Annotated in this window: 13 protein-coding genes; 6 read left to right on the top strand and 7 right to left on the bottom strand. The window is 51.5% G+C overall.

The window, feature by feature from the left end; genetic code table 11:
- The gene (locus tag C7B82_RS01445; RefSeq protein WP_146141018.1) at positions 1-834 is read left to right on the top strand and encodes a hypothetical protein; all 834 of its coding nucleotides are present in this window, start codon (positions 1-3) and stop codon (positions 832-834) included.
- A gap of 13 nt (positions 835-847) precedes the next feature.
- Here C7B82_RS01445 and C7B82_RS01440 read toward each other — a convergent pair whose 3' ends face one another.
- Positions 848-2,668 carry an ABC transporter ATP-binding protein gene (locus C7B82_RS01440; RefSeq protein WP_106254529.1) on the bottom strand — a complete coding sequence of 607 codons (1,821 nt, stop codon included), beginning with the start codon at positions 2,666-2,668 and terminating at the stop codon, positions 848-850.
- Between the two features lie 371 nt (positions 2,669-3,039).
- Here C7B82_RS01440 and C7B82_RS01435 point away from each other — a divergent pair, with 371 nt between their 5' ends.
- The gene (locus tag C7B82_RS01435; RefSeq protein WP_106254528.1) at positions 3,040-6,864 is read left to right on the top strand and encodes a glycerophosphodiester phosphodiesterase family protein; all 3,825 of its coding nucleotides are present in this window, start codon (positions 3,040-3,042) and stop codon (positions 6,862-6,864) included.
- A gap of 548 nt (positions 6,865-7,412) precedes the next feature.
- Here the strand turns inward: C7B82_RS01435 and C7B82_RS01430 are convergent.
- The 3 genes from C7B82_RS01430 to C7B82_RS01420 all read right to left on the bottom strand — a co-directional run bounded on the left by C7B82_RS01430 (position 7,413) and on the right by C7B82_RS01420 (position 8,494).
- Complete coding sequence (locus C7B82_RS01430) at positions 7,413-7,772, bottom strand: HepT-like ribonuclease domain-containing protein (protein WP_106254527.1); 360 nt, start codon at positions 7,770-7,772, stop codon at positions 7,413-7,415.
- Positions 7,753-8,100, bottom strand: a complete 348-nt coding sequence (locus tag C7B82_RS01425; RefSeq protein ID WP_245939680.1) for a nucleotidyltransferase family protein — start codon at positions 8,098-8,100, stop codon at positions 7,753-7,755. The genes C7B82_RS01430 and C7B82_RS01425 overlap by 20 nt, the downstream gene beginning before the upstream one ends.
- A gap of 193 nt (positions 8,101-8,293) precedes the next feature.
- Positions 8,294-8,494 carry a hypothetical protein gene (locus tag C7B82_RS01420; protein ID WP_106254526.1) on the bottom strand — a complete coding sequence of 67 codons (201 nt, stop codon included), beginning with the start codon at positions 8,492-8,494 and terminating at the stop codon, positions 8,294-8,296.
- A 130-nt stretch (positions 8,495-8,624) separates the two neighbouring features.
- On the opposite strand from C7B82_RS01420, the gene C7B82_RS34090 reads away from it, so the two are divergent.
- Both C7B82_RS34090 and C7B82_RS01400 read left to right on the top strand, forming a co-directional pair.
- Positions 8,625-11,498 carry an NACHT domain-containing protein gene (locus C7B82_RS34090; RefSeq protein ID WP_146141017.1) on the top strand — a complete coding sequence of 958 codons (2,874 nt, stop codon included), beginning with the start codon at positions 8,625-8,627 and terminating at the stop codon, positions 11,496-11,498.
- A 217-nt stretch (positions 11,499-11,715) separates the two neighbouring features.
- Positions 11,716-12,294, top strand: coding sequence for a Uma2 family endonuclease (locus C7B82_RS01400; RefSeq protein WP_106254525.1), 579 nt, complete (start codon positions 11,716-11,718; stop codon positions 12,292-12,294).
- Between the two features lie 252 nt (positions 12,295-12,546).
- Here C7B82_RS01400 and C7B82_RS01395 read toward each other — a convergent pair whose 3' ends face one another.
- Positions 12,547-13,251, bottom strand: coding sequence for a CADD family putative folate metabolism protein (locus C7B82_RS01395; RefSeq protein ID WP_106254558.1), 705 nt, complete (start codon positions 13,249-13,251; stop codon positions 12,547-12,549).
- A gap of 377 nt (positions 13,252-13,628) precedes the next feature.
- Between C7B82_RS01395 and C7B82_RS01390 the strand changes: the two genes are divergently transcribed.
- Positions 13,629-15,278 (top strand): protein kinase domain-containing protein, encoded by a 1,650-nt coding sequence (locus tag C7B82_RS01390; RefSeq protein WP_146141016.1) that lies wholly within the window; start codon positions 13,629-13,631, stop codon positions 15,276-15,278.
- A gap of 129 nt (positions 15,279-15,407) precedes the next feature.
- Here C7B82_RS01390 and C7B82_RS01385 read toward each other — a convergent pair whose 3' ends face one another.
- Together C7B82_RS01385 and C7B82_RS01380 are read right to left on the bottom strand one after the other, a co-directional pair.
- Positions 15,408-16,064: a sigma-70 family RNA polymerase sigma factor gene (locus tag C7B82_RS01385; protein WP_106254523.1), complete on the bottom strand. Its 657-nt coding sequence runs from the start codon at positions 16,062-16,064 to the stop codon at positions 15,408-15,410.
- A 238-nt stretch (positions 16,065-16,302) separates the two neighbouring features.
- On the bottom strand, positions 16,303-16,440 hold the full coding sequence (locus C7B82_RS01380; RefSeq protein WP_181357304.1) for a hypothetical protein: 138 nt from the start codon (positions 16,438-16,440) through the stop codon (positions 16,303-16,305).
- An 83-nt stretch (positions 16,441-16,523) separates the two neighbouring features.
- On the opposite strand from C7B82_RS01380, the gene mtnA reads away from it, so the two are divergent.
- Positions 16,524-17,609 carry an S-methyl-5-thioribose-1-phosphate isomerase gene (mtnA, locus tag C7B82_RS01375; protein ID WP_106254521.1) on the top strand — a complete coding sequence of 362 codons (1,086 nt, stop codon included), beginning with the start codon at positions 16,524-16,526 and terminating at the stop codon, positions 17,607-17,609.
- Position 17,610 lies beyond the last annotated feature (1 nt).

Raw genomic sequence — 17,610 nt, 5'->3', positions numbered from 1 at the left:
ATGCCCCGGCAAAGTTTCCAACGAGTGTTTTTGATGATTGGCGTTGCTACGACCCTCGCAGTTTGGCTTCAAGGCACGCAATGGATCAAGAGCCCTGAAAAGGCGTTTGGCGTGTTACAAAAGCAAACAGTTCTTCAACAACACTCTGTGGGAATCGCTGATCACGTTGTCGCACAGGCATCAGGGTTTGCCCCATCGTCTGTTTATGGGCAAGGGGCAGTCCACGGGTTTACCCTCTTGATTAATCCAGAAGTGATGACGCACAAGGCGGCCGCTCAAGAGATATGGCAAGAACTAAATTGGCAACTTTTACAAATTACTCGCGTTATACCTGCGAAACCGCTGGCCACCTTACAAAAGGTACGGATCTGGGTAGAGTGGGAAAAACGGAAAAATGGGGCGGCTGAATTTCACCCCTCTGCCGAATGGCTCAGGCAGAACGGCTACAACCCTGAGAAGGCGGGTTGTGTTGAAGTGGCCAACACCCGTAACTTTGTACTTTGGTCTCGTACCGCCCAGCCCTGGATGCTTTTGCACGAGCTTGCTCATGCCTATCATCACCACATACTGGGCGATGGGCATGCGGGTATTGAGGCCGCCTACAAGCACGCAGTCGATCGCAAGTTGTATGAGTCCGTTGCTTACATTCAAGGCGGCAAAAAGCAAGCCTATGCGCTGACAAATAGCAAGGAGTACTTTGCCGAGTTGTCAGAGTCCTATTTTGGCAAGAACGATTTCTACCCGTTCACACGCGCTGAATTAAAACGGCATGATCCAGTCGGCTACCATCTGATGGAACAAGCCTGGGGCAATCCGAGGGGCACCGATCGATAAGGAGCGTTGTTAGCTAGGTTTCCAGCATTTGCAACTGATAGAGGCTGGCATACAGTCCACCTTGACTGAGCAGTTCTTCGTGGCTACCCGATTCAACCAGTTGACCACGCTTGAGGACGAGAATGCGATCGCAGTTGCGAATCGTAGACAAGCGATGCGCAATGATAATCGCCGTGCGGTTTTCCAGTAAGTGATCCAGTGCGTCTTGAATCAGCGCTTCGGTGCCCACATCCAGGCTGGCTGTGGCTTCATCCAGTACCAGAATGCGGGGTTCGCGAATGGCAGCACGAGCAAAGGCAAGCAGTTGCTTTTGTCCCCCCGACAGGTTGGTACCGCGTTCTCGCAGCAACGTATCGTAGCCTTGAGGCAGCTCCTCAATGAGGGCAGAAACATTGGTGCGCTCAGCCGCCGATTGAATGGCTGCAAAGGGATACGTTTCACCCAGGGTAATGTTGCTCTTAACATCGCCAGCAAACACAAACCCATCTTGCAGAATTACGCCCATATGTCGGCGCAGTTCGGTTTGCGGCAGATCGCGAATATTCACGCCATCCACCAGAATGCAGCCTTCGGTGGCTTCATACAAGCGGCTCAGCAGACGGATGATGGAACTTTTGCCTGCACCTGTGGGACCGACGAGCGCCACTTTTTCACCCGGTTTAATGGTGAAGTTAAGGTCATGCAGGACGTATTCCCCTTCTTTGTAGGCAAAGGAGACATGCTCAAAGCGGATTTCGCCTGTGGTGGACTCAGGACTGCTGTCCAGCGTTTTAGGATGTTCGGGGTCGCGGATGTCGATCGGCTCATTAAAGATATCGCTCACCCGTTCCACAGCCGTAAACCCGGCTTGAATCGCCGTAAACTTTTCTGCAAACTGGCGCAGCGGGTCGAACAGGCGTTGGGCAAACAGGATAAACGTTGAAAGCTGTCCTAGATTCAGCGTTTTACCCAAAATGAACAGACCACCCACCCACAGCACTGCTGCGATCGCGGCTAGCGAGATCCATTCCAACGTGGCAGAAATAGCTGAATCGTGAAAGATGGTTTTGTCTACTTCTTTGATGTAGCGCTTGTTAATGGTGCGAAACAAGTCAGCATTAAAGGCTTCGCGACGAAAGAGTTGTACAACACCAATGCCTACGATATTTTCTTGCAGCATCGAGTTCAGGGTTGATAGTTCCTCACGCGCTTTGTAGTTGGCTTTGCGATATTGCTGCTGAAAGTAAATAATCAGTACGGTCGCTGGAATGAGCATGGCTGTAAGCAACAGAGCCAATTGCCATTGCAACAAGAACATCGCGATCGCTAGCACGATGATCGAGAATAAATCGCCCAGAATCCCGATCGCGCCGGTTGAGAAGACATCGCCCAACGCTTCCACATCACTGGTGAGTCGCGTAATCAGCCGTCCCACAGGGGTGCGATCGAAAAAGCGCATCGCCAACGACGTGACGTGATGAAACAAATCGGCGCGAATGTCCGCCGTAATGCGCTGCCCCATTTTTTGCACCAGAAACCCCTGCCGCGCATCAAAAAGCGTGCGCAAAATCAGCGTTAGCAGCAGCAAACCCGCAAGCAAATTGATGCCATCCGTCAGAGACATTTGGCGCAGAAACGTCCAGATAGTTTGCTCTTGCCGAATGAGCGAAATCGCTTCGCCAATCAAAATTGGCTGCATGGCTCCAGCGATCGCAGTGGGCACCAGTAGCGCAAACGACCATGCCAGCAAGCGTTTGTCGCGCAGCCCATACTCTGCTAACCGCAAGAACAACCGCCAGTCTGTCTCCTGTACGCGGCGCTTAGGTTTCGTTTGGGGTGCGATCGATCCAGCCATAGGGTAGAGCCAATTGAAAAGAGCGAGTAGAAAGAAACATGCTTTCCAACTGTAGCGTAGCGAGCTTTACTCACACCGCGTAACGTTTGCAACAGATCCTCTTGCAACAAAAATCAGTCAAGTCTTTGCAGCAAAGGTTCATCAAATCTACACACTTGCATGCAGCAGAATGACTGCCTTTTTAACGGCGCGTTAGGCGTGCCTTAAAGTCCCTGTGGGATGTATGGAGATTGGGAGAACGCTCCTACTTTCTGTGAACGGACAGCAACCGTTTAGCCCTTAGTGGCATCAGGGGTCGCACAAGGACGATTTCGTCTTATGAGCGCACTTACCACCATTCGCACATCTACCATTCATCATCTCCAAAAACTATGGCAGACGTAACACTCAAAGGCTTTGCCTCGCTCCCAGCCGATACCTTTGCTGACGGCCCCGCAGCCGGAAATGGCGGTATTGCTGCTAATGGTCGCACAGGCCCCTTCCCCGGTCAGCCTGTACAGGGCTTTAGCGGCGTACAGTTTGCCGATAACAATCGCTTCTGGTTTATGCCAGATAACGGCTTTGGTGCCAAGGGTAACAGCGCTGATTTTCTACTGCGAATCTATCAAGTGAATCCTAGTTTTCAGGGTGCAGAAGCGTCTGGTGACGGCCGCGTGACGGTTGGGAACTTCATCCAGCTGCGCGACCCAGACAAAAAGATTTCGTTTAGTATCACCAATGGGAAAACAAGCGATCGCTTCCTGACCGGTGCCGATTTCGACATCGAATCGTTTGTGATTGCCAAAGACGGCACAATCTGGATTGGCGACGAGTTTGGTCCCTTTCTGCTGCACTTTGACGCGACGGGCAAACTGCTGGAAGCACCCGTACCGACTCCAAACATCAACCCGCTACCCACGCTCAATGGACAAGCCCCGATCGTTATTGGGCACCGAGGCGCGAGTGGCGATCGTCCCGAACATACGCTGGAGTCCTACAAACTGGCGATCCAGCGCGGTGCCGATTTCATCGAGCCGGACCTGGTGGTCACCAAAGACGGCGTACTGATTGCCCGTCACGAACCCGATATTACAGGCACAACGGATGTTGCCAGCCGTCCTGAATTTGCCGATCGCAAGACCACCAAACTGCTGGATGGTGCGCCCGTCACAGGCTGGTTTGCCGAAGATTTCACCCTGGCTGAGATCAAAACACTGCGAGCCGTAGAGCGCTTATCTTTCCGCGAACAGACCTTCAACGGCGTGTTTGAGATTCCCACGCTGGATGAAATCATCGCGTTGGTGAAGCAGACCGAGAAAGATACGGGTAAGAAGATTGGCATCTACCCCGAAACCAAGCATCCCACCTACTTCGCTGAGAAAGGCTTCAACACCAGCCAGTTGCTCGTAGATACGCTGGTTAAGAATGACTTTACCGACCCTAGCCGCATCTTCATTCAGTCCTTTGAAGTCAGCAACCTGAAAGCTTTGCATGACACCATCATGCCAAACGCTGGGATTGATATTCCCCTGGTGCAGTTGATCGATGCGTATGATGTTGCAGATGATGGCACCCTTCTGTATGAGGATGTGAATGCCCGTCCATACGATTTTGCAGTAGCAGGCGATACCCGTACTTACGGTGACTTGATCACCCCAGCGGGACTGGCCGAAATTGCAACTTACGCCGATGGCATTGGCCCCTGGAAGCGGCAGATTGTGTCCGTCAAAATCGTCGATAAAGATGGTGATGGCAAGGCCGATGACCTCAACGGCGATGGCGTGATCAACGATGCCGACAAAGTGACCTTAGCACCCACTTCGCTAGTTACTGATGCTCATAATGTCGGTTTATTAGTACATCCCTACACCTTCCGCAACGAGGGACGGTATCTTGCATCGGACTACAACGGCAACCCTGAGTTGGAGTTGCGCCAGTTCATCAATCTCGGTGTGGATGGTTTCTTTGATGACTTCCCTGGCACGGGCGACCTGGTGCGCGATCAGATTGTTTCGCCGTTTGTCCGATCGCCCCAAAACCCCGATGTGCTCAAGCAGCCGACCTTCGATACTCTATCTGGCAAAGCGCCGATCGTCATTGGGCATCGCGGTGCATCCGGCGAACGTCCAGAGCATACCCTCGCGTCTTACAAAGTGGCGATCGCGGGTGGAGCCGATTTTATCGAACCGGATCTGGTCGTCACCAAAGATGGCGTGCTGATTGCGCGTCACGAGCCCATGTTGGCCGTGCTCAATGCCGATGGCACCGTTAACCTGACGAATACCAGCACCGACATTTACAAGCGCCCAGAGTTTGCCGATCGTCTCACCACCAAAACCCTGGATGGCGTGGCAGTCAAAGGCTGGTTCGCTGAAGACTTTACCCTGGCCGAAATCAAGACGCTGAATGCGATCGAGCGCCTACCAGCCCTGCGCGGTACTGCATACGACAACGATGGTTTGAAAGTCCCCACCTTCCAGGAAGTCATCGACCTGGTGAAGCAGTACGAGAAAGAAACGGGTCGCAAAATCGGCATCTACCCCGAAACCAAGCATCCGACATTCTTCGCCAATCAGGGCTTTAACACCAGCCAGTTGCTTGTTGATACGTTGGTGAAAAACAACTTCACCGATCCCAGTCGCGTGTACATTCAATCCTTCGAGGTCAGCAACCTCCAGGATTTGAAAACAAACATCCTGCCGAAAGCGGGCGTTAATCTGCCGATCATCCAGCTAACAAGCGCATCGGGTAGCCCGTATGACTTCGTAGCGAAAGGTGACAAACGCACTTATGCTGACCTGACCACAGCCAATGGATTGAAAGAGGTTGCCACTTATGCCACTGGCATTGGACCCGATAAGCGTCAGATTGTGCCTGCTAGCACGGTCGATCGCAACAACGATGGTCTGCCTGATGACCTCAACGGCGATAACCAGATTAGCGATGCCGATCGCGTCTTGGGTGCTCCCACCAACTTGATCCAGAATGCGCACAGCGCTGGCTTGCTGGTTCACCTCTACACCCTCCGTAACGAGTCCTTCTTCCTGGCTTCGGATTACGAGAACAATCCCATCAAAGAGTTCCAGCAATTCATTGATTTGGGTGTGGATGGCTTCTTCACGGACTTCCCTGGCACGGGGCGCAATGTGCTGATCAATGATTACTTTGCTGGCACAGGCTATACTCCCGGCGCTAGCAACAACTACAACCCGAACCTGCCCTATAACTCTGACTCCAATCAGCCTTACTACGGCAATTTGGTGGTGGCGAACTTGGGTCGCTCCAAAGGCTTTGAAGGGATGGCAATCAGCCCCGACAAGTCTACGCTGTATCCGTTGCTAGAAGGAACCGTTGTGGGTGATCCAGCAGGTGCACTGCGGATTTATGAGTTTGATGTGGCAACCAAGCAATATGAAGGGTTGGTCGGTTACTACAAGCTCGAAAACCCCGCAAACGCGATCGGCGATTTTACCGTCGTCAACGATCACGAATACCTGGTGATTGAGCGGGACGAAAACCAGGGAGCTGCGGCTCAGTTCAAGAAGATCTTCAAGGTCGATTTTGCTCAGCAGGATGCCAATGGTTTCGTTGCTAAAACGGAAATCGCGAACCTGCTCGACATCAAAGACCCTAACGATCTCAACAAAGACGGCAGCACCACTTACAACATGCCGTTCCAAACGATCGAAGATGTCCTTGTGATCGACGCCAATACGATTCTGGTTGCCAACGACAACAACTATCCGTTCTCAGTGGGTCGTCCACCCGCGATCGACAACAACGAGATTGTCTTACTGCAACTGGGACAACCCCTCAACCTCGACCCACGGGTCGGTTTGGCAGGGCTCAACATCCAGTCTTATGAGGGTACAGAAGGAAACGATCGCCTTCGGGGTGATCAACTCGATGACTACATTGATGCGGGTGCAGGCGACGATTTCCTGAGAGGCGGCAAGGGCAACAACTTCCTGAAAGGTGGTGAAGGAAGCGACACCTTTGTATTGGCGAAGGGTGGTACCCAAACGATCGCTGACTTCGAAAGCGGCACGGATCTCATTGCACTACCAGCAGGTTTGGGCTTTAACAAGCTCTCGATCGTGCAAGGTACGGCACTGAACGCAAATGACACCCTCATTCAACGTCAGGGCAAAACCTTAGCCGTGCTGTCGGGCATCCAGGCAAGCACTATCACCGCTCACGACTTCACCTCAATCTAGTTTCGGCCTGAGGCAAACCTCGGAGGTTTTAATCAGGCATCAAGCATCGTGACCAATCGAGTGGCTTAAACCTCGGAGGTTTTAGTCGAAGGATGTTGCTGAAAAGAGCCGTGGAGATGATCGACGATCATACCCCACGGCTCTTTTCTTATGCAGGACGCAGCGATCGTGGTTAGAACAGCCATGATGGAGTTCGGAACGGCAACGATTGAGTTAAAAGCGCGATCGTCCGAGTAAAAAGCTCAGTGTTCGGAGTTCTAAGCTCGGAGCATGGAGTTCGGAACAGCAACGACTGAGTTAAAAGCTCGGTAATCTGAGTTCTGAGGTGCAACGATGGAGCAAAAAGCTTGGTTGCCTCAGTAAAAAGCTCAGTTGTGCCAGTAAAACACTCGACGTTCTACGGTCTGAACGGCTACGACTGAATACAAAGCTCGGTTGTCTGAATCAAACGCTCGGTGATCCGAGTTCTGAGGTTGAAAGGGGTTGTTTGGAGGGCGATCGCAAGAACAAATGCAGTAGTTGATACTTGCTTGCAGCCTCGATGCCTTCTACGTTTGCGCGTCAGGTAAGGGAGGTAATAGAGGTTCTAGCTGTGTCAAAAGCGTTGCCAGTTCAGTAGTAATGATACTCCAGATGACATCTTGCTGAATCTCGTCGTAGCGGTGAATGATGATGTTGCGCAAGCCAATAGTTCTACGCCAGTCAATCTGTGGATGGGTCTGTCGCAAGCCATCAGAGACTCTGCCTGCGGCTTCTCCCAGAATTTCGAGTTGTCTTTCGACTGCACTTTGAATCAGGATGCTTGCCTGGTAGTCATCGAAGGTCAAGCCAGTGGTGAAGTCTTGCATCCGACGGATCGCCTGCACCATATCCCAAATTGAGGCGGCATCACGGTTGTTCGCTTGCATAAATGATTTGACGAGTGTTCATAATTTCAGCGCGACGGTAGGGGTTTTTCAATCCGCGTTTGTCTATTAAATCAACGTCGCGGTTAAACAGGGTTTCCAGTGCTTGCTGCATGTCCATCCAATCAAACAGACTCAAACCATGATTGGGAGCGAGGGTTACTAAAACATCAATATCGCTGTCATCCCGAAAGTCATCCCGCAAGACGGAGCCGAACACGGCAAATTCTATGACATGCCACTGATGACAGAAGTCAATGATTTGCGATCGCGTGACATGACAGCGATCGCTCATAATGGTTTGCCATTGAGTGGTCATTGTTTCTTCCACAGCAAACTCTGCTTCCCTCTCTCAGAAGCATAGTCTAAGTACAGAAGCATCGATACGGTGAAGCATGTTCGCGAAGTCTCAAGCTCAAAAGTCGGAGTTTCGGGTTCAGAGCTTGATTAACCGTGCTCAGAGGTTACAAGGTGAGGGTTGGAAGACGATCGCCAACCCTCGGTAAACTTGGCTAGTCAGAATATCATTGTTCTGTATGGTTATCTCCGTCTTCATCGTTGAGCAGTCCAAAAATAGCGGTCGTCCCGGCGATCGCGATCGCATTCGCGGTGTTGCTCAGTTGTTTCTGGATGTCCGTGGGGTTGGGCAGTGTGGCAAGGGAAAGGCTGGTGCCTGCGGCGGTAGCGGTGATGACAGTGGCAAGGGTAAGCAACGGCTTTTTCATGGCGCGAACTCCTGATTAACATGTTTCCAGTCTGCTCAAGCCATACGGAGTGCGGTGTTCAGCCACTGTTCAGTGAGTGTTCAAGTGTGTTCACGGGAGACCATCATTGTTCGTGCAGATAGAATAGTGGGTGAGTGAAAACGTTGAGGCAGCGGTAGGGATGGAGCGATCGCGTAAGTTAGCTTTGACAGATTGGACACAGGCGAACAACGCGCTCCATCAGTATTTCGTGGGTAACAAGTCGCAGCTAGCCGATCATCTCGATATGTCCCGCACAACCGTAACGGCTTTTTTCAAGCAGCAGCCTGTGAGGGAAGCCGAGTTTCGTAAGGTTTGCCTTGCGCTACGGTTGAACTGGGAGGACGTTTCGGCAATCAAGACAATGCCTCCGCAAGCTGAAGATGCAGCAGTCGAGCCAACCGTTTCTCAAGCCGACAACAAGTTTGAATCACTCGTTCAGCAAGTTCGAGAACACTGCCGTCAGAAAATCCTTAGCCAACATAGTCGAATGCGCTTGCTGAGCGGAGAGGAGATTGGGGTTGACCAGCTTTATGTGGATGTGTGGCTGCTGAACCGATCGCCCCGCACGTTTCAGGTATCTGAAGATAAGCTGTTGCAAACCTTTGATTTGCGGAATGATCGCCTGGGACTGGGCGATCGCATCAAACGCAATCCAGGATTTGAGATTGCCAATGCCAACTCAAAACTCCTGATTCTGGGCAAACCCGGTGCAGGGAAAACAACCTTTCTTAAGCATCTGGCAATGGATTGGTGCAAGGGGCAGTTTCAGCCAGACTTGATTGCGGTCTTCATCGAGCTTCGCCGTATTCGGGATAGAGAATGGCAGTTGCTGGACGCGATCGGGAAGGAATTGGGACTGGATGAAGGGCGTCAGCTTAGAACATTGAAGCAGCAAATTCAGCAGCTACGACGAAGCCCTTTTAGCTCTCTAGAAGAGGATAAAGAAAAAGAAAACCAAATTAAAGGATTCCAACAGAAGTTAGACGCATTAGCACTACAAATTTTGCTGGAGGAGGGCAAGCTTTTAGTGCTGATGGATGGATTAGACGAAGTGCTAACGAATGAACTGCGGCACAGCGTACAAGATCAACTCCGAAAGTCAATAGACGAGTATCCCAACAATCGATGGATTCTGACCTGCCGCACCCAGATTATTGAGTCAATTCCGGATGGATTCACCTCGGTGGAAGTTGCGGATTTTAGCCTAGAGCAGGTAAAGCAGTTTGTTCAGAATTGGTTTCAGGCGAGTGGGCAATCGGGTACAGAGGCATCACAGCAGGGGGAAAGGTTCGATAATGCCGCAACCAGAAATTCGGCAGTGAAGGAACTCGCAGTGACTCCGGTGCTGCTGAGTCTGATGTGTTTAGTCCTTCACGATGAGGGAGAAATGCCCTCCCAGATGACTGATCTCTACAAACGAGGGATTCGGTTACTGCTGGAGAAATGGAATGATGCCAAGGTGATCGAAGGCTGGGAAGTGGGCAATGAAACCTATCGTGAATTGAATGTGGAGCAAAAAGAAGCCCTGCTAAACGAGATTGCTGCTCGCAAATTTGAGAGCCCAGAAAACTTCGTTTTGTTTCAACAGAACGAGATTGCCGCTCAGATTGCTGAATTTCTCCACCTTGCTAACCGTAAAGAAGGTGTTGCAGTTCTGAAAGCGGTGGAAGCCCAGCATGGGTTGTTGATCGAACGGGCAGATGAGTTATGGTCATTTTCCCACCTCACGTTTCAGGAACATTTCACTGTGCAATGGCTGACTCAACTGCCTCCAGCACAACTGGCTAAAAGGATTGCTGATCCGCAATGGCAGGAGGTTGTCGAGCAATTGGTGAAATCGCAACAGCCTATTGATTGCTTATTGCGCCTGATTAAACAATCCATTGATCATTCAATCTCAGGTGAACCCGGGTTGAATCAATTTCTAACCTGGGTCTTACAAAAAGCAGGCTCTATCCGGACTAACGATAGACCCGCTGCCCTTCGAGCTTTCTATTTTGGCTTCGACTGTGCTAGTGTCGGCGTCCTCGCCCGCGACATCCCCCGCACCCTCGACCTCGACCTTGCCCACGCCCTTGCCCGCGACACCTCCCGCGCTCTCGCCCGCGTTCTCGCCCTTGCCCGCGCTCTCGCCCTTGCCCTCGACCTCGACCTCGACCTTGCCCGCGCTCTTGACTACAACTTTGACTATGCACTCGCAATCAAACTGGAACAGTTGAGGGCTCAATTACCTTCACCGGAAAACTGGCAGCACTTCCAGCAATGGTGGCAGGCTCAAGGGCAACCGTGGTTGGAATGCCGACAACAAATGATGATTGAGCTTCGAAACATCGGTCATGATTGGCAGTTTAGTGAGCAACAAAAACAACAGCTTCAACGTTACTACGATGCCAACCACTTCCTCGTTAAACTGATGCAGATTGAGGGCGCGGTGAGCGAGGATGTCCGGGCTGAAATTGAAGACACGCTCTTGCTGCCCTGGGATGAACTACAACGCCGTCAGCCCGATGTGTATCGGCAACCGCAATCTACCAGTCCCTCACCTGTCAGAGTGTTCATTGCCTATTCCCATGAAGATGAAGACCTGCGGGAGGAGTTGGATCGCCATCTTGCCAATCTCAAGCGTCAGGACAAAATTCAAGCATGGCACAGGGGAGCAATCGAAGCCGGAGCCGAATGGGATGCTGCCATCAAACAACAACTGGAAACGGCTCAAATTATTCTCTTGTTGATTAGCGCCCACTTCATTGCGTCTAACGACTGCTATGACCTGCTGCAACAAGCACTCCAGCGACACAGTGCAGGAACGGCTCGTGTCATTCCCGTTATCCTCAAACCCACCGATCTGCGAGGCAGTCCCTTCAGCCATCTCTCATCATTACCGACTGATGGCAGACCCATTACGCTATGGCATAACCGGGACGAAGCATTTTTGAATGTGGTGGACGGTATTCGAGGGGCGATTGAGTCACTTGAAAGATGAAAGAATGATCTAACCGCTAAGTTATTTTCTTCTCGATCAATGACTCAATATAAATCAGTGACTGTGCAAACGTTCGTAGCAAGCCCAAGTCTTCTAACCTTTCTACAGTTTGTTGAAGAAATCAGTGCCCAAATTCTCAAAGAAGAATGGGAAAGGCTACCTCAAAATTTGTCTAAGAACAGTCATTAAAGCAGTTGGAGGTTTAACTTTTATCATTATGCAAGCTGAAGAGAAAAAGCAGTATACCCCTGAAGAGTATCTGGAACTTGAAGCCACCGCAGAGGAGCGGCATGCATATCTTGATGGAGAAATCATTCTGATGCCTGGTGGAATGCCTAACCATAATCGGATTACTGGTAATTTCTATGCAGCCCTAAATTTTGCCCTGAAACGGCAACCCTACGATGTGTTTGTCACCGATCAACGGTTGTGGATTCCTCGCAAGCGCCTCTACACCTATCCTGATGTCATGATCATTCAAGGCGAACTGCAACTTCAGGAAGGGCGAAAAGACACCCTCACCAACCCAATAATGATTGCCGAGGTGCTGTCAAACTCAACGGAAGCGTATGACCGTAGCGGCAAGTTTGCAGCCTATCGCACTATTCCATCGTTTCAAGAGTATGTCTTAATCGATCAATACGATCATCACGTTGAGCAATACTCCAAAACCGAACCCCGTAAGTGGATTTTTTCTGAGTATGACGGTGGAGAAGCGATCCTCTCGCTCAACTCTGTCCCGCTTGAAATCACCCTCGCGGATCTTTACGACAAGGTCGCCTTTGAGGCAGAGTAGCATCGACCTCCATCCCTCATCTGTCACCCTTTGATCTCGAAAGCCTGACTGCTAACCCCGAACCTCCGACCTCCGAACTTGGAGCTTTGACCTCCGAACCTGAAACTCCGAGCTACGAACACGGAACTTCGAGTCCAAAGCTCAAAATATTGACCTCAACGCTTGACACTCCAACCACAGAATACGGAACTTCAAGATCAGACCTTTAAAAGAGAAATCGGGTTTCTCCAAGAAACCCGATTTCTGAGTTCGTTATGCTGCTACAGGTGCCGCCACGATGTCCTGGCAGTATGTTTCATACACGCCATCCAGGAATTGCCAGAGGGCATCAGCCGCTTTTTCGGCGACCTGAAGCACTTCGGCTTCCTTCTCTGGCGTATCAGCGTACTGCTCAATGAGCTTCTGTGACGTTGCGGTATGCCACACATCCGCCTGCTGATGCACCGTGAAAAACTGATAGTCGTCAGGGTTGGTCATGCCGTAGAACTGCTTCAGTCCATCCACCTTGACCGCTGCAATAGCGGGAATCTGCGATTCATAAGCGTACAGCGCCGCCAGCCCAGCGTAGAAGGGCGAAGTCAGGCAGAGTTGACGGAACGTATCGACCAGATTGGTTGTGGTTTCCAGTGCAGACGTTTCTGTCAGTTCAGCATCCGTTGCACCCAGAGCCTCAGCAAAGCGCTTCCACAGGGCGGGATGATTATGCTCGCCACGCTCTTCTTCGATCAGGTTCTCAAGAATTTCCTGACGCACTCCGATCGCATTGTCAAACGAGGGCGTGTTGAAGTGTACAGCACTCAAATAAGTCGGAAACGCCAGCACATTCTGAAAATACTGAATGGCATAGTGTTTCAGGTGCGTGCGAGTCAGCTTTCCTTCTGTCCAGGCAATGTAAAAGGGATGGGTGAGCAGATGTTTGCGATCGACAATTGCTTTCAGTTCTTCGTGTAGTGCCATAGTTCCACCAGGTAAACGACGAGAGCTATCAATGTAGTGCTGTCGCTGATTCTCAGATGTCAGTGTACCGTGTTTCTCTTCGATCGGCCGTGTTTCTCTTTGATCGAATGGAGTGATCGACACGTCAGTGTATGACTTGGAAAAAACAGTGTTCTCAACCTTAAGTTTGAGACGATAATAACTCATAAAAACGGTACGCTTTTAGTACAAGCGTTCTATAATTTTGTCAACCTTCAAACAACTGAGTTTGGCGGTTGCGCTGCAGGTGATGACAGCAGACGGATTCCCGTCCAGAATTCAGGTACTCAAACGCTTGCCCCTATTCTGTTTTGCTGTTGGTCTCTTTGTTCGATCGCCCACGTTACGCTAACACTGCTATGCACTCTTCGATCGCCCCTGGAACTCTGCTGGAAAACCGCTACTGTCTCATTGGTGCAGCGGGCCAGAGTAAATTTGGTCAAACCTATCTGGCACGAGACCAGAAACGGCTGAATGAACTCTGCGTCGTCAAAGAATTTATTCCCGCGCAGCAAGATGTGGCAACTGTGGAGCAGTTGCGGCAGCGCTTTCATCAAGACGTGTCGGGGCTGTACGAACTGCAGCATCCCCAGTTGCCTCGCTTGCGGATGATGTTTGCTCAGGAAGAGCGGCTCTACTGGGTGCGTGACTACGTGGAAGGCAAAAGTTACGGTGTGTTGCTAGACGAACGCAAAGCGCAGGGGCAGGTGTTTTCTGAAGCAGAGGTGATTCAGTGTTTGCTCAAAGTGTTGCCCGTGCTCACCTATCTCCACAATCGTGGTGCTGTCCATCGCAATCTTTCGCTCGATACGCTGATTTTGAGGCAGCAAGATCAGTTGCCGATCTTGATTAACTTTGGGCTGGTACAAGAACTGGTTGTACAGCTACAGCTTCACCCGCTCGATCCCCGCATGACGTTGGGGCAGTGGGGCTTTGCGCCGCCAGAACAGTTTCATGGCAAAGCCGAACCCAGCAGCGATCTCTATGCTCTAGCCGTCACTGCGATCGCCCTACTGACGGGTAAAGGGCCAGAGTCACTCTACAACAGCCAGACACAGCAGCTTGACTGGGAACCACTGGTGACAGTGCATCCCACTTTCGCGCGGCTTCTACGTCAGATGCTACAGCTTCAGCCCAAAAAACGTCTCGCCTCGGCAGCACAGGTCGCGAAGATCCTGGAGCCACTGCTATCCACTGCTGCTGTTGGGTCCACACCCGTCGAATCCGCACCCGTCGAGTTCACACCAGTCGAGTTCACACCAGTAGACACGCTTGAAGCAGAGACCAACCAGCCAATGGATGGCTTACAACCGCTGCCAACACGGTTACCCAAAAAACGTGTGCGTCCTAAACGCAAAGGCGATAGCGACCCGCGCGCTTCGGCAGCAATGGTTGTGGGTCTGGTGATGTTGATCACTGCTGTTGCCTGGCGGTTTTTCCCTCACAAACAGCCAGAGGCCAAACCTGCTGCTTCACCGTCTCCAGTAGCCGTTAGTCCAACCGCACAGCCGAAGCCGTCTGCTGCTTCGCCCAAAGCCTCTCCTAGCGTTGAAGCGGTCTCACAAGACGCCTTGCGCGATCGCCGTCGTCAGCTCAACATTGAGTTTCAGTTCCTCACGAATCTGGTAAATGAGGTGTTTTACGCCAAGTATCCTCAACTGCGATCGCGCAACCTTGATGACCCAGAGCAAGCCAAGCTGCGGACAGAATGGAACACGATCGCCAGCAACATCATGGACAAACTGGCAACCTTAAAGCCTGAAACGCGCCAAAAGATGGGGAGCTATCGTCGCGTCAACTACAACGAATGGCTAGCGGCCTTGGGCGAGGCGGGTGCCAAAAGTAGTCCCCGGTTAGATGCATTGGCAGACAGTCGGTTCTTTGAGCTTTTTCCTGAGCAAAAAGGAAAAACACTCAATCCGCGTACGTTTGGGCAAGTCTGGTATGCGATCGCAGATGAGCAACTGAGCACTGCTAAAGCCCAAAAGCCGTCAGCTGCTCAACGGTAATCAGGGATCTACTGGCCATTGATGAGCATGGCATGTCCGTAGGAGGCAGGATGTAGAAAGCAAATACTCAAAACTCTCTAGCATGTGGCGCGAAGCACTACTCAAAACTTTCTCCCCACTCCCTACTCTCTACTCATCCAAATACGGCTGTAACTGAAGCTGCAAGCGCTGACGTGCACGAGCAATACGAGACTTCACCGTGCCCAGGGACGCGCCAGTCAGTGCGGCGATTTCTTCGTAGCTCATGCCCTCGATTTCGCGGAGGACGATCGTGGTGCGGAAGGCTTCGGGCAGATCGGCGATCGCGACCTTGAGTTGATCATAAAATTCTTGCCGACTCAGCTCTTCATCGGGTGCTGGTGTATCGGCAGCGATTTCCCAGTCCATCTCGCCATCACTGAACGTAAGCGGTGCATCCAGGGATAAAGGCGTTGCGTTGCGTTTCCGCTTCCGCAGTTCGTCATAGAACAGATTGGTGGCAATACGGCTCAACCAGCCCTGAAATTTGACTGGTTCGTTGAGTCGTCCAATGTTGCGATAAACACGAATCCAAACTTCCTGAACCAAATCTGCCCGATCTTGCCAATCGGGTGCGAGATGATAGAGAACCTTTTCAACGTGAGACTGATAGCGTCTCAACAGCTCAGCAAAGGCTGTTTTGTCGGGACGATGACCAGTCTGACAACGTAGAACCAGATCGTGGTTTGGCAGATCTTTTACTGACACCGACGCCTGTGTAAGCATTGTCGTAACTGTTGACCAGGATACAGGCAGATAGGAGTCCATTCACAAACCTCACCCAAAGACTCAGTGGTTTTGTTGCCCTTCATCAGAAAATAATCTGTCTTCTAGAGCACGCATTACTCTCAGGTTAGAAGTTGTGGGGATCTTTCCTGCTCTCTCAAGTGCCACTTGTCTAACTGTCAATTTTTGTTGCTGCTTACGTATAATCGCCGTATTTAAAGGGGGGAAGCGTTGAGTTGGTAGAAGACAGGAGGCTGAAGGCAAGAGTAAGCAGACAAAACTACCCGCTGACCACTGACCGCTGACCGCTGACCGCTGACCGCTGACTGCTGGCTGCTGACCACTGACCGCTGACCGCTGACTGCTGACTGCTGACTGCTGACCGCCGACCGCTGACCGCTGACCGCTGACCGCTCACAAATGATTTAAACCGCTACGTCTCTGGTTAAACACCTTGTGGCAGAGTGGTTTTAGTTGCACATCGCGTTAGTTTTGTACCTTATGTCCTCTAACAATCAGGTTTATCCCGTTATCTGGAACGATCAGTCTCCCGCAGAGACGCTGCGTGGGCATGTTTTACTGATTGACCAAACCCGCTTGCCAAACGAATATGCAGTCGTTGAAATTAACCGCTATGAAGATATGGCACGGGCCATCGAAACCATGATTGTCCGTGGTGCGCCAGCGATCGGCGTGGCTGCGGCTTATGGCGTGTATCTCGGTGCGCGGGATATTCAAACAACCGATCGTGGTGAGTTTCTAGCGCAACTGGAACCAATCGCCCAACGGTTGCGCGCAACACGCCCAACGGCAGTGAATTTATTTTGGGCAATCGATCGCATGGTCAAAACAGCTCACCAAACGCTGGGTGCCGTTGCTTACCTAAAGCAAACCCTACTGGACACGGCGAAGGCCATTAACGCCGATGATGTGCAAACCTGCCATCAGATTGGCGATCATGGGCTTGAGGCTTTACCAGCCAGTCCTGATAAATTGCGCCTGCTCACACACTGTAATGCCGGAGCACTGGCAACAGCAGGGTATGGTACAGCCTTGGGCGTGGTTCGTTCGGCATGGCGTGACGGGCGTTTAGAGCGGGTCTACGCTGATGAAACGCGTCCACGCTTGCAAGGTGCAAAGTTGACGGCCTGGGAATGCGTGCAGGAAGGTATTCCTGTCACGGTCATTACCGACAACATGGCGGCACACTGTATGCAGCGAGGGATGATTGATGCGGTGGTGGTCGGAGCCGATCGCATTGCCGCGAATGGTGATGCCGCCAACAAAATTGGCACCTACAGCGTGGCGCTTATCGCCAAAGCGCACAATATTCCTTTTTTTGTCGCAGCTCCGTTATCGACGATCGACTTTGCGATCGCCGATGGTGCTCAAATTCCGATTGAGGAACGCAATCCCAGTGAGGTTCACACCGTTGGTGAAACCCTTCTGTGCCCCACGGGTGCAGAGTTTTACAATCCTGCGTTTGATGTTACCCCAGCTGCATTGATCAAGGCCATCATTACGGAGTACGGTGCGATCGCACCGGCCGCTCTAAAAGATCAACTAGCCTCCAAGCAAGTTGTGTAAA

Origin of the sequence: Stenomitos frigidus ULC18 (assembly GCF_003003795.1) — a bacterium.
Taxonomy (GTDB): domain Bacteria; phylum Cyanobacteriota; class Cyanobacteriia; order Leptolyngbyales; family Leptolyngbyaceae; genus Stenomitos; species Stenomitos frigidus_A.
The sequence above is the reverse complement of the archived record's forward strand: the minus strand, read 5'-3'. Positions and strand labels throughout refer to the sequence as shown.